Source organism: Cryobacterium sp. M15, assembly GCF_002929675.1.
Lineage (GTDB): Bacteria > Actinomycetota > Actinomycetes > Actinomycetales > Microbacteriaceae > Cryobacterium > Cryobacterium lyxosi.
In genome coordinates, this window is the sequence record NZ_PJJW01000035.1 from 40,881 (window position 1) to 61,815 (window position 20,935).

Genomic DNA, 20,935 nt, shown 5'->3' on the forward strand with positions numbered 1-20,935 from the left:
TGCTTTGAAGTTGGATGCCCTCGGCGGGTTCAATCGCCGGGTCAATCTGCGCTTTCATTGAGCCTGTCGCTGACGATCTTGACCGCCAGGTCAGTCTGCCCGTCTAGCCTAATCCCATCCCGTCCCGCTATAAACACCCCTCTGAGCGGCTAGCGTTCTTGGTATGCAGTTCTATGGAACGACACCCAGTCACGATCTGACCTACTCCGACGTGTTCCTGGTGCCCGGCCAATCGACCGTCACCAGCCGTTTAGATGTCTCGCTGGCGCCGAGTGACGGCACCGGCGCCACGATACCCATCGTGTCGGCGAATATGAACTCGGTCACCGGGCCTCGTCTGGCGGCCTCGCTCGCCCGACGTGGCGGGCTCGGGGTACTGCCGCAGGACATGCACCTACAAGACCTGGATGCGGCCATCCGCTGGGTGAAAGACCAGTCGGTTCGTTTCGACACGCCGTTCGTGTTCGCCCCCGACGACACCGTCGAGCTCGCCCGTCGGCAGGTTCCGGCCGTTCCCGGACAGGGAATAGTGATCCACTCCGCTGATGGTGACTACCTCGGCTGCATCGTCGCCAGCCGGCTGGCGACAGCCCTGCCCGACGCTCGCCTGGGTGACCTGCTGCACGGTGAACTGACCGCGATCGACGCCGATGACGTCGACGGGCCGCGCCGCGCTTTCGACCTGATGACCGAGGCCGACATCGACTTCGCTCCGGTACTGCACCATGGCGTCGTGATCGGAACCCTCAGTCGCAAGAGCGCCCTGCGCTCCACGCTCTACCAGCCCGCGCTCGACGCACACGGACGGCTCAAGGTCGCAGCAGCGATCGGTATCAACGGTGACGTCGCGGCGAAGGCTCGCGCGCTCGCCGCCGCCGGCGTAGACATTCTGGTGATCGACACCGCGCACGGCCACCAGGATGGCATGTTGCGCGCGATCGGCATCGTCGCCGACCTGAACCTCGGGCTGCCGATCGTGGCCGGCAACGTCGTGACCAAAGACGCCGTGCGTGATCTGGTCGGCGCTGGCGCGACCATCGTCAAGGTCGGAGTGGGTCCCGGGGCAATGTGCACCACCCGCATGATGACCGCCGTCGGCCGGCCCCAGTTCTCGGCCGTGCTCGAAACGGCCACGGCCGCGCGTGAGCTCGGCGCTCACGTCTGGGCAGACGGCGGGGTGCGCTATCCGCGCGACGTGGCCCTGGCGCTGGCCGCTGGCGCAGCATCCGTCATGATCGGTTCCTGGTTCGCTGGAACCACCGAAGCGCCCGGCACGTTGAATGTGGATGCCAGCGGCGCGGTCTACAAGGAAAGCTGGGGCATGGCGTCGACCAAGGCGGTTCAGGCGCGCTTCGAGCGCCTCGACGCCTACGACCTCGCCCGCAAGACCCTGTTCGCCGAGGGAATCTCGAGCTCGAAAATCTACCTCGATCCGCTGCGCCCGTCGATCGAAGACCTGCTCGACATGATCACCTCGGGGGTGCGCTCCTCGTTCACCTATGCCGGAGCCACCAATGTCGCGGACTTTCACGAGAAAGCGCTCGTAGGTATTCAGTCGGCGGCCGGCTATGAGGAGGGTAAGGCGCTGCCGGTGTCCTGGTAGTGCTGGCGGTATCTCGCGGGTACAGTATCCGCTGACTGCCGGGCGCGCGGGCAGGTGCTCCGGTATACTCGTAGGAATAATGGATGACCCTCCCACTGCTGAACCCTCGTCCCACAAACCCTCGCCCGTAGTCGCTGGTGGTGAACTCCTTGTCTGAGCTGGTCATGCTCGGGGTCGGTCTCATCCTCACCGTCGGAACGGGCCTTTTCGTTGCCAGTGAGTTCGCCCTGGTGAATCTCGACCGCGCCGACCTCGAAGCGCGCCGCGATCGCGGGGAGACCCGCCTCGCCCTGACCATCTCCGCTCTGAAAATCACCTCGACGCACCTGTCGAGCGCACAGCTGGGTATCACCTTGACCACCCTGCTCACCGGCTACACGATTGAACCGGCCCTATCGTCACTGCTGCGCGGCCCGCTCACCTCGATCGGCCTGCCCGTCGACCTGGTGCCGGTGTTCGGCGCCACGATCGCCATTTTGACGGCGACCCTCGTGTCGATGGTCATCGGTGAGCTGGTTCCGAAGAACTTCGCACTGGCCCTGCCCATTCAGACCGCACGCCTGGTGCTTCCGTTCCAGACCGTGTTCACGACCGTTTTCAAACCGGCGGTGCTGGTGCTCAATAACAGCGCCAACGGTCTGCTGCGCTCTGTGGGCATCGAACCGAAGGAAGAGCTTTCCGGTGCCCGCACAGCCGAGGAACTCTCCTCACTCGTGCGCCGTTCGGCCAGCGCCGGACTGCTTGAAAAAGATACCGCCACGTTGCTGCACCGCACGCTGCTGTTCTCCGGGCATACGGCATCCGACGTTATGACACCGCGTCCCCGCGTGGCGAGCATCCACCGCACCGATTCGGCGCAGGCGGTCATCGACCTCACTCGTTCCACCGGTTATTCGCGTTTTCCCGTCGTCGACGAGAGCGTCGACGACGTCGTTGGCATCGTGCACGTCAAACAGGCGGTGGCTGTGCCGCGCACGCGCCGAGCGGATGTTCCGGTGTCGGCCCTGCAGACCGACCCGGTGCGAGTACCCGAAACCATGAAGCTCGACGACCTGCTCGGCGAGCTGCGCGCCCGCGGCTACCAGATGGCCATTGTCGTCGACGAGTACGGCGGAACCGGCGGCGTCGTGACCCTCGAAGACCTGGTCGAGGAATTGGTCGGCGAGGTGGCCGACGAGCACGACCGGGCCCGCGCGGGCGTCGTGCGCTCGCCCGACTCACTGACCTTTCCCGGCATGCTGCGGCCCGATGAACTGCTGGAACGCACGAGCGTCGTCGTGCCGGAGCAAGGCCCCTATGAGACCGTGGCCGGTTTTGTCATGAGTGAGCTGGGCCGCCTGCCAGTGATCGGTGATCGGGTACCGTTGCGCGGCGGCTTCCTCACCGTTGAGCGGCTGGAGGGGCGCCGGATCGACCGGCTGCGCTTCACTCCAGAAGCCGTACCCGAACCCATATCGGTTGTTGAAACCAAGTCCGATCGAAAGAATGTGGGCGACAAATGAGCGACTGGGCCGGACTTGCCTGGTTGGTCGTGCTGCTCGCCGCCAACGCGTTCTTCGTCGGAGCGGAATTCGCCGTCATCTCGGCCCGTCGCTCGCAGATCGAACCGCTCGCCGAGGCCGGAAAGCGCAGTGCTAAAACTGCGCTGTGGGCGATGGAGCACGCGACGCTCATGCTCGCGACGTCCCAGCTGGGGATCACAGTGTGCTCGCTGCTCATTCTGAACGTCTCAGAGCCGGCGATCCACCATCTGCTCGAGGTGCCGCTGGGTCTGACCGGCTTGCCGGACGCCTACATCGGCACGATCGCATTCATTGTGGCGCTGCTCGTGGTCTCTTACCTGCACGTCGTGTTCGGTGAGATGGTTCCCAAGAACCTGTCATTTTCGGTGCCGGACCGTGCTGTGCTGCTGCTCGCGCCGCCGCTGGTGTTCGTCGCCCGCGTTTTCAAGCCGCTGATCGTCACCCTCAACGCCTGCGCCAACGGAGTATTACGCCTGTTCGGGGTGCAACCCAAGAACGAGGCAACGAGCGCGTACACCCTGGACGAAGTGGCGACGATCGTTACCCAGTCCACCCGCGAGGGTGTGCTCAGCGACGGAACCGGCGCGCTCAGCGCGGCGTTCGAGTTCACCAACCTCAAAGTGCGCGACGTGGCCGTCGGCCTCGGCAAGCTGGTCAGCCTGCCGGAGTCGGCCACGCCGGCCGACGTCGAGAAAGCCGTGACCCGCCACGGCTTCTCCCGCTACGTGCTCATCGATGCTGAAAACTACCTCACCGGCTACGTGCACCTGAAAGACGTGCTCGACCTCGATGTGCCGTCGGCGTCGTCCGGTGCCGCAACGCTGGCTGAGCCCGACAGCTACGCGGGAGCGATCCCCGCCAAGCGCATCCGTACCTTGATTTCAATCTTCGAAGACACCGACCTCGAAGACGCCCTCGCCACCATGCGTCGCTCGGGCGCGCACCTTGCGCGGTCGTTCACCGCCGAGGGCGAGACCACCGGGGTTCTCTTTCTGGAGGACATCATCGAGGAGCTCGTCGGCGAAGTGCAAGACGCCACTCGCCGCGACTGAACCACCATCACGGCCAGGCGCACGGGCGCACGTGCACAAGTCGGAGGCGGATCCGCGCGCGGATCGAAAACGACCTATCGTGGAGGCATGGTGAAACGGCGCGGCTGGCTCGAATGGGAGGCCGAACAGGCCCGCGACTGGATCTCGCGGCCTCAGGCCGGTGACGACAAATACTCGCGCGGCGTGCTCGGCGTGCGCACCGGTTCCAAGGAGTACCCGGGGGCAGCGGTGCTCGGCGTCGACGCGGCCGTGCGCACCGGCCTCGGTATGGTGCGTTACCTCGGTCCGCGCCGCGCCGCAGACCTCGTACTCCAGCGTCGGCCCGAAATAGTCACCGTGTCCGGTCGGGTGCAAGCCTGGCTGCTCGGCTCCGGCATGAATGCGTCTACACGAACGGATACCGTCACGGCCGCCCTGGCGGCAGCCTTCGCCGAGGGCCTGCCCACCGTCGTCGACGCTGGCGCCCTGGACCTGGTCTCGCGGGCGATCGGACCGACGGTGATCACCCCGCACGCGGGCGAACTGGCCACGATGCTTGCGAATGAGACCAAGCCTGGCTCGGCCTCGCAGATTGCCGAAAACCCGGGGGAATGGGCAATTCGGGCCGCCCACCTGTTCGACGTGACGGTGCTGCTCAAGGGCGCCGTCACCCACATCGCCTCACCGTCTGGCGCCCGCCTGACCGTGTCGATCGGGCCGGCCTGGCTGGCGACGGCCGGGTCTGGCGACGTGCTCGGCGGCATTCTCGGCGCGCTCCTGGCGACCCATTCCGACCAGCTCGAAACGGATTCCGCCTCCCTCGCCCCGCTTGCCGCCACCGCAGCCCTGCTGCACGCCGAAGCTGCGATCCTCGCCTCAGCCGGCGGCCCGATCGCGGCCCTCGACATAGCGGATGCCGTACCGCGGGCTGTCGCCGCCCTACTCGACCCCTGAATCGACGCGGTCAGCGCGTGGCCCGGTAGAACAGGACACGACGCGGTCGGTTGTGCAAAGGTAAAGCGTGCGAATTCACGACGAGACCCGCAGCGCTGCCCGGACGCGGCCGGTGCTGCCACACCCGCTCGCCGTGCTGTGGGCGGCCTTCGTGAGCGTGCACATACTGTTGATCGTCCTGGCCATGTTCGGGCCGGGGTATTCGCTCGGCGACGTCGAGGTGGTCTACCGCGGCTGGGCCGAGAATGCGTTTGCTGGCCGCATCGTCGGGATCACGGAGAATTTCGTCTACCCGGTTCTCGCCCTCGTGCCGATTGTCAGCGCTTTCGCCTTCGGCGGCACGGTCTACCTTGCCACTTGGTTCGCGGTCGTGACCGCGTTGAACGCGGGGGCCTTTGTCGTACTCGTTCGCTCGCACCGCGCGGTGGCCTGGTGGTGGCTGGCTTTTCTGGTGCTGCTCGGCCCCATCGCGCTCGCCCGAATTGACGCGATCACGGTGCCGCTGTGCATCGTCGCCCTGCTATGGCTGCGCCGGCGCCCATTCTGGGGCACGGCACTGCTCACGATCGCGACCTGGATCAAGATCTGGCCGGTCGCCGCGCTCGCCGCCCTGTTCGTGGCGTCGAAACGACGGTGGCGCATGGTCGGCGTTGCCGCAGTCGTGACCGCTGCGGTCGTCGCCGTGGCTGGGGCGCTCAGCCTGAGCCGCGGCAGCGGCATTCACGTGCTGAGCTTCGTGGCTGAACAGGCGGGCCGGGGGATCCAGATTGAATCGCCCGTCGCAGTGCCCTGGCTCTGGCAGACTGCACTGGGCGTGCCGGGTAGTTTCATCTATTACGACCACGAGATTCTCACGTTTCAGGTCGCCGGCGCTGGCACCACCGCAGTGAGCGCTCTGATGACCCCGCTGTTGGCCCTAGCCGCCCTCGCAGTGTTGCTGCTCGGCATACGCGCCCAGCGCCGGGGAGCTGGCACTTTCGCGGTACTACCGCCGCTGACGCTCGCGTTGACGGCGACCCTGATCGCGGTCAACAAGGTCGGTTCGCCGCAGTTCATCAGTTGGCTGGCCGCACCGATCATTCTGGGAATCGCGGTGAACGGGCGAACCTGGCGAATCCCGGCGCTGCTCGGTCTGACGCTCGCCGCGCTCACCCAGCTCATCTACCCCTATCTGTATGACGGGGTACTCAGGGCCAATCCGGTCATGGTGCTCGTGCTGACCGTGCGCAACCTGCTCGAGTTCGTGCTGCTCGGCTGGGCCCTGTGGGCGCTGTATCGACTCACACCAGCGCGGGGCGAGCCCGTATCCGCTGATCGAAACCAACATTTCACCAACCACCACCTCTAGGGAGCCACTATGCTCGTCGCATTTTCCGTTGCACCGTCCGTCGCCGCCGACTCGCAGGGATCGGTGCACGACGCGGTCGCTGCTGCCGTGCGCATCGTGCGAGATTCCGGCCTGCCCAATCACACCGATTCGATGTTCACCACGATCGAGGGCGACTGGGACGAGGTCTTTGCCGTCATCAAGGCCGCGACCGAGGCGGTGGGCGCGTTCGGGCCGCGCGTGTCCCTGGTATTGAAGGCCGATATCCGCCCAGGGCACACCGGTGAGCTCACCGGCAAGCTCGAGCGTCTCGAGACCGCCCTGGTCGACTGAATCTGGCGTGCGGGCGAGCCGGGGCTTAGGCTTGTTGCATGCCCCTCACTCCTGACGGGTCGACGCAGCTGTCGTCGACCCGAGTTCGTTTTGCCCTGTTAGCGCTCGCCCTGGGTGGATTCGGTATCGGTGCGACCGAATTCGTGGCCATGGGTCTGCTGCCAAACCTCGCCTCCGACCTGCTGCCGGGACTCTATGCCAGCGCACCGGATGCCGCCAACGCGCAAGCGGGCTGGCTCATCTCGGCCTACGCCCTCGGTGTCGTCGTCGGCGCTCCGACGATCGCCGCGGCTGCAGCCCGCTGGCCGCGCAAACAATTGTTGCTTGGCCTGCTGACCGCGTTCACCCTCGGCACCATCGCGTCGGCCCTGCTGCCCACCTTTGAGACGGTGCTGGCCGCTCGTTTCGTGGCCGGGCTGCCGCACGGCGCGTACTTCGGTATCGCCTCGCTCGTTGCCGCCCACCTGATGGGTCCGGGTAAGCGGGCCCGCGGCATCGCGATCGTGCTCGGCGGCCTGACCATCTCCAACGTCATCGGGGTGCCCACGATCACCTGGATCGGTCAGATGAGCGGATGGCGCGTCGCGTACCTTGTCGTCGCCGCTATTTTCGCGCTGACCTTCGTGGCCGTCGCCGTTTTCGTGCCGTTCCAGGCCGGCAACCCCAAAGCCACCATGCGCGCCGAGCTGCGGGCGTTTGGCAAATTGCAGGTCTGGATCACCCTGTCAATCGGCGCGATCGGCTTCGGCGGCTTATTCGCCGTGTACACCTATGTGGCCCCCCTCGTTATCGAGATCACCGGGTTGGCCGCAGCAGCAGTGCCACTCATCCTGGTGGTCGTCGGTCTCGGCATGACAGCGGGCAACTTCGCCGGGGGAGCCCTGGCCGACTGGAGCGTGCGCCGCACAATGTACATCGCGTTCGGCGTGCTCATCCTTGCGCTCATCACCCTGGGCCTGTCGGCGCAGTTCCTGGCCGGGCTGCTGGTGGGGATGTTCCTGGTCGGCGCTGCGGCATCCGCTTTGTCGCCGACCATTCAGGCCCGGCTGATGGATGTGGCGCACGAAAGCCAGTCGCTCGCAGCGGCGCTCAATCACTCCTCGCTCAACGTCGGCAACGCCCTCGGTGCGGCCCTCGGCGGTGTGGCCATTGCTGCGGGGCTCGGTTATCTCGCCCCGGTGTGGATCGGTGTTGGGCTCAGCGCGCTCGGCGTGCTGCTGACCGTGGTCACCTTCAGCATCGACCGCAGCCGTCGTCATCGTGGCCACCACGTGCCGTACGGAACCCAGCTGATCCCCGTCGTCCGGCAGCGTTAACGCATTTGACCGGCCAGTATCGAAATGTTGGCCGGTCAGTGGTGAAGCGGATGCTGCGCGTTTAGTCTGTCTGCAGCAGGATGCCGTCGTGGATGGCGCGCTTGCGCAGCGCGACCTTCGTGCCCACGTCGTAACCGGCCAGGCGGTACTTCTCGCGAATGCGCTTGAGGTAGCTCTTGGCGGTCTCCTCGGAGATACCGAGCTGGTAGGCGACGGCCTTCACCGGCTCGCCGGCCCCGTAGAGCGCCATGACGCGGCGTTCCTGCGCGCTGAGGCGGGGCCCTTCGACGTTGTCGGTTGAGTTGAGCGCGTAGTCGAGCTCGGCCGAGATGTACGACTTGCCGTTGTAGGCCGCGCGAATGGCGTCGACGATCATGCTCGCTTCCTCGCTCTTGACGAGGTAGCCCAGAGCGCCAGCGGCGAGGGCTTCGCGCACGAGGGCTGGCTCGGAATAGGTGCTCATGAGCACCGTTTTCACCCCGGTCGTCCTAAGCGTGGAAATCTTCAGGGAAACCGGAATGTTGTCCTTGAGGTCGAGGTCGAGCAGGACGACATCCACCGGAAACTCGGGGTGAGTCAGCAGCTCGGGCCAGGTGGTCACCGCCGCCACCATCTCGATGTCGTCAGCTGCGCTTCGGATCCACTCGGTGAGTGCGCCGAGCAGCATCCTGTGGTCATCCACCAGGGCCAATCGGATGGGACGGTCTGTCGTCGTCATTTTCTGCCTCCTACTTCCTGCACACTATCGTCAAAATACCCAACATTAGGCATCCGCGGGATTGTCCACGCTGCACTCGATGTCTACCCACAGGCTTCCGGCCCGATTTGAGTCCACATGCGGGCCAACCGCACGAATTGCCTGCCAGGTTTCGGGATCGACACGCCGCCTGGATACCCCCGTTGTGGTCAATTCGATCGAAAAACGAACCTTTCGGTGCAGGAGCGCCCCATATGTGGGGGCAATTGGTCCGAGACGCAGCGAGATGGATGCCCCGGACCGCGCTGTGTCCCCCATGAGGAGCCAAATTGTCAACAGCAGCCCATCGCGTTGCGGCGGGGAGAGCAGCCCGGCCAGGCCGGCCGGATCGCTGAGTGCGACAACCGGGCCGAGAAATTCACTCTCGGTGATGGCATGGTGCAGCCACGTTTCGGTGCGCCCCTCGATCAGGTGTAATCGAAGCTGGGTGGCCAGGGAAGCGGCCGTTGCCGCCGCCGACGGCGCGAGTGGCAGTGCGGTGCGGCCTTGGGCTACATCGTCGAGCAGGGTCTCGGCATCGAGATCGAGCCGCGCCAACTGCTCGGAGGCGAGCATCCCGACCGCGAATCGCGGCTGGGAGACCGTGCTCTGCACCAGCACGAGATCGAGTTCGCGCTGCACCATGCGCCGAAAGGCCTGCACGATGCTCGCACCGACCAGCGGTGGCGCGACGGCGAGGGCGATGGAGAGAATGTCGGGGCCGAGGGTGAGCAGGTCCGTGCGCGTTTTGAACAGCGTCGCCGCGCTTATGACCAGACCGAGGGCCACCGCGGCCATGGTGATATCGCCGGTCTCTCGCAGCGTCACGATCGACAGGAGGAAAGCACCGACGGCGGGCGCCGCTGTAGGGAAGTCTCCCGCGCCACTCACCCCCCAGGATCCGGCCAGATCGAGCGTCACCACGATCACACAGACTCCCAGGGATACTAGGAACAGCCAGAGCGGCAGCCGGCACCCCAGTTTGCACGCCACGATATTCACGGCCACCGCGGTGGCCAGCAGAATGACCCAGGCCAGAATACTCAGCACGGGGACCCGCGCTGGGTCCCAGTCGATGATCAACCGTGCGAGCAGGAATACACCGATGAACGCCCCGCTGACGCTCATACCGATACCCAGATGACGGGCACCCAAACCGTTCCGGTCCGACCGAAAGACGCTGATGCGGCCGTCACCGCGCAGAATCGTGCGTGGAAAACGCAAGGGCAACAGGTCAGCTCGGGTGCGCCGGCCCGCGGAGGCCGGTGGCCAGCTGCGTTCAGAGGACCCGCCGAGCAGACGCAAACCGACACCACGTGCCCGCGGGTGGGTTGCAATGGGTGCGGTGTCGTTAAAGTGATTCACTTCGGAACCTCCAGTACGACCGTGGTTCCGGCCCCGGGCGACGAGAACAGGCGGGCATTGCCTCCGATATCCCGCAGCCGGGCGATGACCGATTCGGCGACGCCGAGGCGCTCAGAACCCACTCGGCCGAGGTCGAAACCGACCCCGGTATCGGTGACCATCACGCGAACGGTGCTGTCGTCATCCGTTATCGTCACGTCTGCGTGGTCGACACCGGAGTGACGGCGCACGTTTTCGAGGCATTCCGAGAGAGCCAGGAGAAAGGAATCCAAAACGTCACTGTGCAGCTGTATCTGGCCGCTGCCGTGCCAGTTGACGGTGAGGCCGAGGCGTTCAAAGCGTTGGCGCACGGCGTCCAGGGTGTCGCCGAGAGTGAGCACCGTCGCCGATTCCAGGCTGTAGACCCCGGAACGACGCGGCGTCGGTAGCCCGCCGAGGCGTAGCTGGCGCAGCAGCCGAGCGTCATCACCGGCTTGTTTTTGCAGTGCGTTCGGGCTCACGCCGACACCGGAGTGGGCGAGTAGGGTCAGCGTGGCGAGCACCGTGTCGTGCAACAGGCGGGCATCCTGGCGGCGCTGAGCCTCCAGCTCGCTCGCATGCCGCTCGGCCCGATGGGCGCGGCCGATCGCGGCGATGCGATGCATCACCCGGGGCACGCTCTGCGCGATCCACCAGGAGGCGAGGGTGAACGACAGCCACATGGCCACGGTCAGGGCCAGCAACACCGTTCGGTCGGGAGCATCGATCGTCACAACAGCGACGCTGGTGACCGTGACCGTGAAAGATGCCGCGAGCAGCATCAGCCGGCGGGGGCTGGTCAGGAGCACGGCGGCGACCGCGCACATCGGCGCGGTGGAAACTATGCCGATGACACTCTCCTCGATCAAGTTCGGCGGAACGCCGGGATGGCTGGTGAAACCCACGAGGAGAATGATCGCTTCTCCGCTGAGCAGGATCAGAACGGCCCAGCGTAGCGCGCCGGTGCTTCCGAGCAGGTATTGGCCAGTGGCCATCAGGAGCACCAGCACGGCAGACCCGAGGCGCGCGTCGGCCTCCAGACCGCCCGGCACCAGCACGCACGCCAGCGTTGTTGCCGAGCCAACGAGCCCGCCTGCCTGCACCCCTCTTCGCAGGAGACGGTCGCGCTCCTTGATGATGCGTTGCATAGGTGCCTGTCCGGTTGCAGATGAAGGTGTTCTATCAGCACCATAGCGGGCGACGCACATGCGGGTACGACTTAGGGCAACACCCGCTTGATCTGGGCTCCGATTGCCTCGTTCTCGATGAGGAAGCCATCGTGGCCGTAGCTTGATTTCAGGACCATCGCGGTGGGTCCATCGATATTGTTTGTCAGGTGCGCGGCGATCGTGCGCTGGCCATCGACGGGAAAGAGACGGTCGCTATCGATTCCGACGACGACCGAGTGGGCTTTGATCCGACCGAGGGCGGCCGCGACGCCGCCGCGTCCGCGACCGACATCGTGGGAGTTCATGGCTTCAACCAACACGATGTAGCTGTTGGCGTCGAAACGTCGAGTGAATTTGTTGCCATGAAAGTCGAGGTATGACTCCACGGCGAAACGGCCGTTGGCGCCGAGCGGACTGATGCCGCTCTGCCAGCCACGGTCGAAACGGGCGTTCAGCTCGGCCGGGCTTCGGTAGTTGAGCAGGGCCATTCTGCGAGCCAGGGCCAAACCGCGCGTCGGCCCGTCGCCGTCTGCTTCGTCGTAATAGTCGCCGGCACGAAACGCCGGGTCGGTACGGATGGCCTCGATCTGCACCGAATTGAGCGCGATCTGGTCGGCGGTCGTGATCGGTGGCGCGGCCAAGATGATCAGGCGTTCAACCCGGTCGGGGGTCTCGATCGCCCATTCGAGGGCGTGCATGCCACCCATCGAACCGCCGATGACGGCCGCCCAGCGGTCGATGCCGAGCAGGTCACTGAACACTCGCTGCGCACTGACCTGATCGCGAATGGTCAGATAGGGAAAACGGATACCCCACTCCAGACCGTCGGGCGCAAGCGACGCCGGTCCGGTGCTGCCCTGGCAGCCGCCGAGCATATTCGGCGCCACGACGAACCATGAATCGGTGTCGATGGCGAGGCCGGGGCCGACGATGCCGTCCCACCATCCGCCGGTCTCTTGCCCGGGGCCGGGCGAGCCAGCTACGTGGCTATCACCGGTGAGGGCATGGAGCACGAGCACGGCGTTGTTGCCGGTCGGGCTCAACGTGCCCCAGGTTTCATAGGCGAGTCGGGCCATCGGCAGGCTGCCGCCGGCCTCGAAGGTGAGTGGCCCGAGGTTGAGGAACTGTCGGTGGCCGACCGGGTCGCCGTCGCGCCAGGCGCCGGTCGCCGGAGGCTTGCCAAGGACCGAGCGCGCCTGGGCTTCGGTGATGAAGCTCGACGGGACCGTGTCTGCTGACGATTGCCATTCCATACACGTCTATTCTGGCGGTCGGATGAGCAGCCCGGGCGCATGTTACGTCGTACGCCCGGGCGAAGAGCGATCGTCAGGCGTTGCTGCGGTCGCGCTTGACGACGTCGCGGGCTGCAGCCAGGCCGGCCTCGAGGTCGGCTTTCAGATCGGCGACGTTCTCAATGCCCACGGAGAGCCGTACCAGGCCGGGCGTGACTCCGGCCGTGAGCTGCTGCTCAGGGGTCAGCTGGGAGTGCGTGGTCGACGCCGGGTGAATGACCAGGGAACGTACATCCCCGATGTTGGCGAGGTGGCTGAACAGAGTCAGGTTGTCGACGAGGGCGCGGCCGGCCGAGACTCCGCCCTTCAACTCGAACGAGAGCACAGCTCCGACGCCGAGTGGCGCGTACTTGTTGGCGTTGGCATACCAGGGGCTCGACGGCAGTCCGGCGTAGTTCACCGAGGCAATGTCATCGTGGTGGTCGAGCCATTCGGCGATGTCCTGGGCGTTTTGCACATGGCGTTCAATGCGCAGGCTGAGTGTTTCGATGCCCTGAATGAGCTGCCAGGCGCTGGCCGGGGCTATTGCGCTTCCGAGGTCGCGTAGCAGCTGTACGCGGGCCTTGATGATGTAAGCAATGCCGTCGCCGACCGCGGTGGTGTAGCTCGCGCCGTGGTAGGACGGGTCGGGTTCGGTCAGTCCCGGAAACTTTTCGACGTTTTTCGACCACTCGAACGTGCCGCCGTCAACGAGTACGCCTCCGATAATGGCGCCGTGGCCGCCAAGAAACTTCGTTGCCGAGTGCACGATGATGTCGGCGCCGTACTCAAACGGACGAATCAGATAGGGCGTGGCAATCGTGTTGTCGACGATCAGCGGAATGCCGGCCGCATGCGCGATATCGGCGACGAGCGAGATATCGAGCACGTTGATGCGCGGGTTGCCGATCGTCTCGGCGAAGAACAGCTTCGTGTTGGGGCGCACTGCACGCTCCCACTCATTCGCGTCATCCTGGTCTTCGACGAATGTGGTTTCGATGCCCAGCTTGGCCAGGGTGTACTTGAACAGGTTGTAGGTTCCGCCGTAGATCGAACTCGACGACACGATGTGATCACCGGCCTGGGCAATGTTCAATACCGCGAAGGTGGATGCCGATTGGCCGCTGGACAGCAGCAGCGCGGCGGTTCCGCCCTCGAGCGCGGCCACGCGCTCTTCGACGACGGCTTGGGTGGGGTTTTGGATGCGGGTGTAGATGTTGCCGAACTCGGCCAGCGCGAACAGGTTCTGCGCGTGCTCGGCGCTGTTGAAGACATACGAGGTGGTCTGATAGATCGGGGTAGCGCGCGCGTTCGTGACCGGGTCGGGCCGGGCACCGGAGTGGACCTGCTTGGTCTCAAACTTCCACGATGAAGAATTGTCGGTCACAGTAGCCTCCGGATTACTCAGCGCGGAATGTCCGGCTTCGCCCCGAGCATATGAAGCCGCGAATGGCCGTGCAAGAGTGGGCGAAACACAACGTCACGTTGTCGCGGCGGTTAGGTGCGCTCGCGGTGTGGCAACGGGATCGTTCCGGGCGGCGTCGCTATGGTCGTGCCAAACAGCCACCGGGCTTTCGGTTCGACGAAGGGCCGAGCCAGTCGTCGAACGAGGGGCGTCGACAGCAGGAAGGAGGTAGCCACGCTCAGCACGATCATGCCCGGCAATACCCACGCGGGCTGCGGCCCGTCGAGCACGCCCGTTTCGCGCAGCGGGTACAGCACGAAGGTGTGCAGCAGGTAGATGTACATCGTGGCCGTGCCGAGGTTGGTCACCCAGGTCGTGCGGCGCGGAATCAGCATGAGGAACGCCACGATGAGCGCACAGGCGAGCAGCATGACGGCCAAACGGATGCCGCCGGCCCAGAACTCGGAATACCCGAATATCGCGTACGCCTCGTCGTAGAGCAGGAATCGGCGCACCTGCAGGGTGCGCAGGGTCTCGATGTTGAGCCCGATCAGCAGATACAGCAGGGCGAACAGCCCGATCGCCCCGACCCGCCAACGCCAGATCAGGCCATCACGCAGTTCGAGCCAGGTATCGGTCAGCTGCCACTGGCGCATTTTCCAGCCGAAGACGAAGAATGGCAGCAGCCCGAGGGCGCGGGACAGGGTGAACGTGCCGTCGATATTGGGCAGGTAGCCGGCCCCGATCGAGATGATAATGCTGATGATGAGGGGGTAGCGCAAAAGCACGAGGTAGGGCAGGGCTATGCGCCAGAGCAACAGGGCGAGCAGAAACCACAGTGTCCAGCTCGCGGTGGAATAGTCCAGAACGAACTTGCCGCCGAGGATCCAGCGCAGCACCGTCCAGATTGTTTCGAAGATGACGTACGGAAAAATGATGTCGGTGAGCAGCCGGTGCAGCTGCCGCGCGTCTGGTGGTCCCGACTTGGTGAAGTAGCCGCTCACAGCCACGAAAACGGGTACGTGGAAGGCGTAAATAAATAGATACAGCGTGTACGCGACATCCGATTCGCCGATGAGTTTGAGAATCGCGTGGCCGATCAGCACGAGGGTCACGGCGACCCAGCGCGCGTTGTCCCAGAGGGGTACGCGACGCTTCTGCGGTGAAGTGGTGGTGTCCAGTGCGCTCATTGACACCATTCTCCCGCCACAATGGACAAATGAGTACTCGACGAGTGGTTGTGACCGGGGCAAGTTCAGGAATTGGAGCGGCAACGGCACGCCTGTTCCGGGAGCATGGCTGGAACGTGGTGGGGGTCGCGCGGCGTGCCGACCGCCTCAGAACGCTGCAAGCTGAAACGGGGGCGGATGTCTTCACCGCCGACCTCACAGTGCAGGCGGATGTCGACGCCTTGCGTGACTACCTCGCCGCCAGCGGCCCGGTGCACGCGCTCGTCAACAATGCCGGCGGCGCCAAGGGTCTCGACTCGGTCGAGGCCGGCAGCATCGAAGACTGGGCCTGGATGTACGAGATCAACGTGCTCGCCGTCAAGCGGGTCACCACGGCCATCCTGCCGCTACTGCGCGCCGGCATCGACTCCGGGGCCGGATCAGCCGATATTGTGACCGTCACATCGATTGCGGGCCATGTCGCCTACCTCGGCGGCGGCGGCTACAACGCGGCCAAGTTCGCCGCGCACGCCATGACCGAGGTGCTGCGCCTCGAACTCTCCGGTGAGCCGATCCGGGTGATCGAGATCGCGCCGGGCATGGTCAAAACGGATGAGTTCGGTCTGGTTCGCTTTGACGGTGACGCCGACAAGGCTGTCGCAGCTTACGATAACGTGCCCGACCCGCTCTCGGCCGAGGACATCGCCGAGACCATCGTTGCAAGTGTTGAGCGGCCCGCGCACGTGAACCTCGACCTGATCGTGATCAAGCCGGTCGCCCAGGCTGCCACGACCCGCATCGCCCGTGGTCCTCTAAAAGTTCGGGAGTAGCAGGCAGCCCGCAGCGTTGCTAAAAAACGGGCTGGACGGAATCGTGAGATCCTGGCCAGCCCGTTCGTCATTGCGGGTGAGGGGCGGGGGTTAGTGCTCGACGGCCTTTTCGGCGCCGTGACCGGTGAGTGAGCGCACGGCCATTTCGGCGGCGAGCTTCGGGCTCTCCTTCGTGGTGCTGGTGACCGATCCGAGCCAGCCCAGGAAGAATCCGAGTGGGATCGAGACGATGCCCGGGTTGCTCAGCGGGAAGAACGCGAAGTCGACACCCTCGCCGAACATGGAGGTGGGCGTGCCCGAGAACACTGGCGAGAAGATGATCAGCAGAACGGCCGAGGACAATCCGCCATACATGCTCCAGACCGCGCCACGGGTCGTGAACCGACGCCAGAACAGGGAGTAGAGAATGGTCGGCAGGTTGGCGCTCGCCGCGACGGCGAAGGCCAGGGCGACCAGGAAGGCGATGTTCTGCCCCTGCACGCCGATACCGCCGGCGATGGCCAGAATTCCGATGACAACGACGGTACGACGGGCGACCTTGACCTCGTCGTCAGGGTTTCCCTTGCCCTTCTTGATGACGGAGCCATAGATGTCGTGTGCGAAGCTCGTTGCTGCCGTGATCGTGATGCCGGCCACGACGGCCAGGATCGTCGCAAAGGCAATGGCCGAGATGAAGCCGAGCAGCAGCGGTCCGCCGAGAGCGAGAGCGAGCAGGGGGGCTGCCGAGTTCACGCCGCCCGGTGCGGCTTCGATTGTTTCCGCACCGACGAGCGACGCGGCACCGAAGCCGAGCACCAGGGTGAAGATGTAGAACGCGCCGATGAGCCAGATGGCCCAGACCACCGAGCGCCGAGCTTCCTTGGCGGTAGGAACCGTGTAGAAACGCATCAGCACGTGCGGCAGGCCGGCGGTTCCGAGAACCAGGGCGAGGGCGAGGGAGATGAAGTCGAGCGGGTTTGCGCCGTACTTCAGGCCCGGGGCCAGGATGTCTGCGCCGGCGGCGGAGACGGCAACCGCGCTGTCAAGCAGGTTCGACAGGCTGAAGCCGTTGATCGCGAGTACCCAGATGGTCATGGCGAACGCACCGATGATGAGCAGGAATGCCTTGACGATCTGCACCCAGGTGGTGCCCTTCATGCCGCCCACGAGCACGTAGACGATCATCAGGCCGCCCACGACGGTCACCACGATGGACTGGCCGAGCTTGTCATTGATGCCGAGAAGCAGTGAGACGAGTCCGCCGGCACCGGCCATCTGGGCGAGCAGGTAGAAGAAGCAGACCGCCAGGGTGGTCGTTGCTGCTGCCATGCGCACGGGGCCCTGCTTCAACCGGAAGGAGAGCACGTCGGCCATGGTGAACTTGGCCGTGTTGCGCATGAGTTCGGCGACGAGCAAGAGGGCGACAAGCCAGGCCACGAGGAATCCGATGGAATACATGAAACCGTCGTAGCCGGTGACGGCGATCGCGCCGACGATGCCGAGGAACGACGCTGCTGAGAGGTAGTCTCCGGCGATGGCGAAACCATTCTGCGGCCCGGTGAAGGAGCGGCCACCCGCGTAATAATCTGCGGCGGTCTTGTTGTTGCGTCCCGAACGGATCACGATGATCAGCGTCACCGCCACGAAGGCGAGGAAGATCGAGATGTTCAGTACCGGATTGTTTTCGACCGGTTTGACGGTTTCGGCCAAGATCTGCAAAGCGTTCATCGCTGTTCCATCCGCTCAAGTTCGCCGCGAAGTTCTTCGGTCAGGGGATCGATCTTGCGGTTGGCGAAGGTCACATAGCTCATCGTGATGACGAAGGTGGTGACGAACTGGCCGAGGCCGAGGAGCAGACCGATGTTGATGCTGCCAAAGACCGGCGTCGCCATGAAATCGTGCAAATACGCCGCGGCGAGAACGTAGGCGATGTACCAGACCAGGAAGAAGATCGAGAGCGGCACGACGAATCGGTTGCGGGTCTTCTTCATATGCAGGAACTGAGGCGTCTTCTCGTACGCCTCGTAATCGATTGTGGACTTCGGTGGGGCGTTTTTCACTGCTTCACTCATGGGGCCTCCTTGCCTCAAAGATGGAAAATGCGGGGATGGAAAATGCGCGTGTGGAAAAGAGTGTGGGCTCCCGGTGGGGGCGGAATGCTCGTGACCGGGTTAGGAAACGGATGCCGACAGCGCCCGTTTCAGATCGTCGAGAACGGTGGGGTCTTCGATGGTGGGAGGGATGGAATATTCTTCTCCATCGACGATTTGCCGAATGGTCTTACGAAGAATCTTGCCCGACCGCGTTTTGGGCAGCCGGTCGAGGATGGTGACGTCGCGAAAAGCGGCGACCGGGCCGACGTGTTCCCGAACGAGGGCGACGAGTTCTGCGGCAAGTACGTCGTGATCGACAATACTGCCCGCTTTGAGGGTGACGAAACCAGCGGCACGCTGACCCTTGAGCGGGTCGTGCACGCCGAGTACGGCGCACTCGGCGACGGCAGGGTGCAGCGTGAGGACCTCTTCGAGGGAACCGGTCGAGAGCCGGTGCCCGGCAACGTTGATCACGTCGTCGGTGCGACCCATCACGAACAGGTAGCCGTCGGTATCGAAATGTCCGGAGTCACCGGTGGCGTAGTAGCCGGGAAAAGCGGTCAGGTAAGAACTCGTGAAACGGTCCTCGCTGCCCCAGACCCCGAGAAGTGTGCCGGGTGGCAGCGGAAGTCGAATGGCGATGTTGCCGTCCTTGCCGATCTTCTCGATCGGTCGGCCCTGGGAATCGAGGATGGCGATGTCGTACCCGGGCACCGGAACCGTGGCCGAGCCCGGTTTGGTCGGCAACTCTTCGATGCCGAGCAGGTTGGCGCAGATTGGCCACCCTGTCTCGGTCTGCCACCAGTGGTCGACGACCGGGCAGTGCAACCCATCGTTGGCCCAGTGGAAGGTTTCGGGGTCGAGGCGTTCCCCGGCCAGGAACAGGCTGGTCAGGCTGGACACGTCGTGGTTCTTCAGTTCGAGCAGGTCAGGGTCGACGCGACGGATGGCTCGAATGGCCGTTGGAGCGGTGAACAGCACCTTCACTTTGTACTCGTCGACGACACGCCAGAAAGCCCCGGCATCGGGGGTGCCGATGGGCTTGCCCTCGTAAATCACCGTGGTAGCGCCGGCCAGAAGGGGTGCATAGACGATGTAGGAGTGGCCGACCACCCAGCCGACATCGGAAGCGGTCCAATACACGTCGCCGTAGCCCACGTTGTACACATTGCGCATCGACCAGTTCAGGGCGACAGCGTGGCCGCCGTTGTCGCGAATGATGCCCTTGGGCTTTCCGGTCGTGCCGGATGTATAGAGAATGTACAGCGGATCCTCGGACCGCAGGGCGACCGGGTCAGCCGGCGCGGCTTTGGCCTCCTCGTCGGCCCAGTCCAGCCACACGGTATCCGTGGAACCGTCGCGGTAGTCCGCAGCCGAGCCGGGAACACTCTCTCGGTCCCGAACGATGACCGTGTGCACCGAGCCCTGGCTCAGGGAGATGGCCTTCTCGACGAGTGGCAGGTATTCAACGATGCGGCCGGGTTCGAGACCACCGGATGCCGTCACGATGACACGGGGACGGGCGTCATCGATGCGCACGGCGAGTTCCGTCGCGGCGAAACCGCCGAACACAACGGAGTGCACCGCTCCGATGCGAGCGCAGGCGAGCATGGCGACGACGGCTTCGGGGATCATCGGCAGGTAGATGATGACCCGGTCGCCGGTACCGACACCATTGGCGCGCAGGGCTCCGGCGAATTTGGCGACCCGACCGAGCAGGTCGAGGTAGCTGACCTGTATGCGGGTGCCGGTCATTGCGGAGTCGTAGATCAATGCCGTGTGGGCGCCTCGCCCGGCGAGAACGTGTCGATCGAGAGCGTTGTAGCTCGTGTTGAGTGTGCCCCCCGGAAACCAGCTTCCGGTCGCCGTACCGTCAACGGCGAGGGCACTCGTCGGTTGCGTGATCCACTCGATGCCGGCGGCAGCCTCCAGCCAGAAATCCTCTGGCGACGAAATGCTGCGTCGCCAAGCTTCCCGGTAGCTCGCACCTGATTCGCCGTTCATGTAAACCTTCTCCATCGAAGTTTCTCTGTATACAAAGAGTGCTTGAAGTATTGCATATAACCCAGCAAGGTGGAATAGGATCACTTTTGTGTATACAGAAACCGCAATGTTGGGGTTGGGCGCACCGCTTCGGGCTAGCGAGCGGGCGTACCGTCAGCTGCGCGGAGAGATTCTCAATGGCCTCCTCGCCCCCGGTGCCGCCCTTCTCGAAGTCGAACAGGCTGAGCGCATTGGCGTATCCCGCACTCCGCTGCGCGAAGCGGTGGCCCGATTGATCGCCGACGGTCTTGTCGTGGGACGCCGTGGTCGTGGCTTCGAAGTGACCGACATCTCCGTTGACAGTATCTCCGAACTATACGAACTGCGCCAGGCGCTCGAGGTGCAGGCCATTCGCCTGGCTGCCACTCGGCGCGAGCCCGCACCTTTTCAAGAACTCCGCGATGCATTTGTGACTGCCCCTGAGCTTCTGGATCAGGGCGATATTGGTGTGCACCGCTACTACGCGCTCATCGACGAACTCGAAGACGCCGTCGATGCGGCCGTTGAAAATCCTTTTCTGGTCGGCGCCCTGCGCGCCGTACGCACCCACCTGGCCCGAATCCGTCGGCTGGCCCGAAGTAATCCGCGGCGGCTTCGTGCCGCAGCCACCGAGCACCTGCTGATTATTGACGCCATTATTGCCGGCGATCCGTCGCTGGCAGCCCATGCCACCCATATTCATCTTCACCAAAGCCTCTTGAGCGTCCTCGCGGCGATCGAAGAGGACTCGGAACGGTAGTCGATCAACGACTCCGGCCGACCAACGAAGG

At 64.5% G+C, this 20,935-nt stretch carries 18 protein-coding genes; 9 read left to right on the top strand and 9 right to left on the bottom strand.

Features of this window, described 5'->3' with window-relative positions; genetic code table 11:
* The first annotated feature begins 163 nt into the window (after window positions 1-163).
* From CXY83_RS06795 to CXY83_RS06825, 7 genes are all read left to right on the top strand, one after another.
* Entirely contained in the window at window positions 164-1,603 is a 1,440-nt protein-coding gene (locus CXY83_RS06795) for a GuaB1 family IMP dehydrogenase-related protein (protein ID WP_104196625.1), read from the top strand.
* A 164-nt stretch (window positions 1,604-1,767) separates the two neighbouring features.
* Window positions 1,768-3,105: a hemolysin family protein gene (locus CXY83_RS06800; protein WP_104196743.1), complete on the top strand. Its 1,338-nt coding sequence runs from the start codon at window positions 1,768-1,770 to the stop codon at window positions 3,103-3,105.
* Window positions 3,102-4,178, top strand: coding sequence for a hemolysin family protein (locus tag CXY83_RS06805; protein ID WP_104196626.1), 1,077 nt, complete (start codon window positions 3,102-3,104; stop codon window positions 4,176-4,178). The genes CXY83_RS06800 and CXY83_RS06805 overlap by 4 nt, the downstream gene beginning before the upstream one ends.
* Window positions 4,179-4,265: 87 nt before the next feature.
* A complete protein-coding gene (locus CXY83_RS06810; protein WP_104196627.1) occupies window positions 4,266-5,111 on the top strand; it encodes an ADP/ATP-dependent (S)-NAD(P)H-hydrate dehydratase in 846 nt (281 codons plus the stop codon).
* 67 nt (window positions 5,112-5,178) lie between these two features.
* Window positions 5,179-6,459, top strand: a complete 1,281-nt coding sequence (locus CXY83_RS06815) for a glycosyltransferase 87 family protein (RefSeq protein ID WP_199184913.1) — start codon at window positions 5,179-5,181, stop codon at window positions 6,457-6,459.
* A 9-nt stretch (window positions 6,460-6,468) separates the two neighbouring features.
* Complete coding sequence (locus tag CXY83_RS06820; RefSeq protein ID WP_104196628.1) at window positions 6,469-6,771, top strand: thiamine-binding protein; 303 nt, start codon at window positions 6,469-6,471, stop codon at window positions 6,769-6,771.
* 38 nt (window positions 6,772-6,809) lie between these two features.
* Window positions 6,810-8,087, top strand: a complete 1,278-nt coding sequence (locus CXY83_RS06825; RefSeq protein WP_104196629.1) for an MFS transporter — start codon at window positions 6,810-6,812, stop codon at window positions 8,085-8,087.
* Between the two features lie 61 nt (window positions 8,088-8,148).
* Here CXY83_RS06825 and CXY83_RS06830 read toward each other — a convergent pair whose 3' ends face one another.
* The 6 genes from CXY83_RS06830 to CXY83_RS06855 all read right to left on the bottom strand — a co-directional run bounded on the left by CXY83_RS06830 (window position 8,149) and on the right by CXY83_RS06855 (window position 15,241).
* Window positions 8,149-8,805 (bottom strand): response regulator transcription factor, encoded by a 657-nt coding sequence (locus CXY83_RS06830; RefSeq protein ID WP_104127064.1) that lies wholly within the window; start codon window positions 8,803-8,805, stop codon window positions 8,149-8,151.
* 45 nt (window positions 8,806-8,850) lie between these two features.
* Window positions 8,851-10,188: a hypothetical protein gene (locus CXY83_RS06835; RefSeq protein WP_104196630.1), complete on the bottom strand. Its 1,338-nt coding sequence runs from the start codon at window positions 10,186-10,188 to the stop codon at window positions 8,851-8,853.
* Window positions 10,185-11,354 carry a sensor histidine kinase gene (locus CXY83_RS06840; protein WP_104196631.1) on the bottom strand — a complete coding sequence of 390 codons (1,170 nt, stop codon included), beginning with the start codon at window positions 11,352-11,354 and terminating at the stop codon, window positions 10,185-10,187. Before CXY83_RS06840 ends, CXY83_RS06835 begins: the two co-directional genes overlap by 4 nt.
* Before the next feature lie 71 nt (window positions 11,355-11,425).
* On the bottom strand, window positions 11,426-12,628 hold the full coding sequence (locus CXY83_RS06845) for a homoserine O-acetyltransferase (protein WP_104196632.1): 1,203 nt from the start codon (window positions 12,626-12,628) through the stop codon (window positions 11,426-11,428).
* Between the two features lie 73 nt (window positions 12,629-12,701).
* The gene (locus CXY83_RS06850; protein ID WP_104196633.1) at window positions 12,702-14,033 is read right to left on the bottom strand and encodes a bifunctional o-acetylhomoserine/o-acetylserine sulfhydrylase; all 1,332 of its coding nucleotides are present in this window, start codon (window positions 14,031-14,033) and stop codon (window positions 12,702-12,704) included.
* A 110-nt stretch (window positions 14,034-14,143) separates the two neighbouring features.
* The gene (locus CXY83_RS06855; protein ID WP_233200661.1) at window positions 14,144-15,241 is read right to left on the bottom strand and encodes an acyltransferase family protein; all 1,098 of its coding nucleotides are present in this window, start codon (window positions 15,239-15,241) and stop codon (window positions 14,144-14,146) included.
* 29 nt (window positions 15,242-15,270) lie between these two features.
* On the opposite strand from CXY83_RS06855, the gene CXY83_RS06860 reads away from it, so the two are divergent.
* Entirely contained in the window at window positions 15,271-16,050 is a 780-nt protein-coding gene (locus CXY83_RS06860; protein ID WP_174775257.1) for an SDR family NAD(P)-dependent oxidoreductase, read from the top strand.
* Between the two features lie 90 nt (window positions 16,051-16,140).
* Here the strand turns inward: CXY83_RS06860 and CXY83_RS06865 are convergent, their stop codons facing one another.
* From CXY83_RS06865 to CXY83_RS06875, 3 genes are all read right to left on the bottom strand, one after another.
* Window positions 16,141-17,757 (bottom strand): cation acetate symporter, encoded by a 1,617-nt coding sequence (locus tag CXY83_RS06865; protein ID WP_104196636.1) that lies wholly within the window; start codon window positions 17,755-17,757, stop codon window positions 16,141-16,143.
* On the bottom strand, window positions 17,754-18,101 hold the full coding sequence (locus CXY83_RS06870) for a DUF485 domain-containing protein (protein ID WP_104196637.1): 348 nt from the start codon (window positions 18,099-18,101) through the stop codon (window positions 17,754-17,756). Before CXY83_RS06870 ends, CXY83_RS06865 begins: the two co-directional genes overlap by 4 nt.
* A 99-nt stretch (window positions 18,102-18,200) precedes the next feature.
* Window positions 18,201-20,126, bottom strand: coding sequence for an AMP-binding protein (locus CXY83_RS06875; protein ID WP_104196745.1), 1,926 nt, complete (start codon window positions 20,124-20,126; stop codon window positions 18,201-18,203).
* An 88-nt stretch (window positions 20,127-20,214) separates the two neighbouring features.
* Here CXY83_RS06875 and CXY83_RS06880 point away from each other — a divergent pair, with 88 nt between their 5' ends.
* Window positions 20,215-20,904 carry a GntR family transcriptional regulator gene (locus CXY83_RS06880; RefSeq protein WP_338144884.1) on the top strand — a complete coding sequence of 230 codons (690 nt, stop codon included), beginning with the start codon at window positions 20,215-20,217 and terminating at the stop codon, window positions 20,902-20,904.
* The last annotated feature ends 31 nt before the right edge of the window (window positions 20,905-20,935 follow it).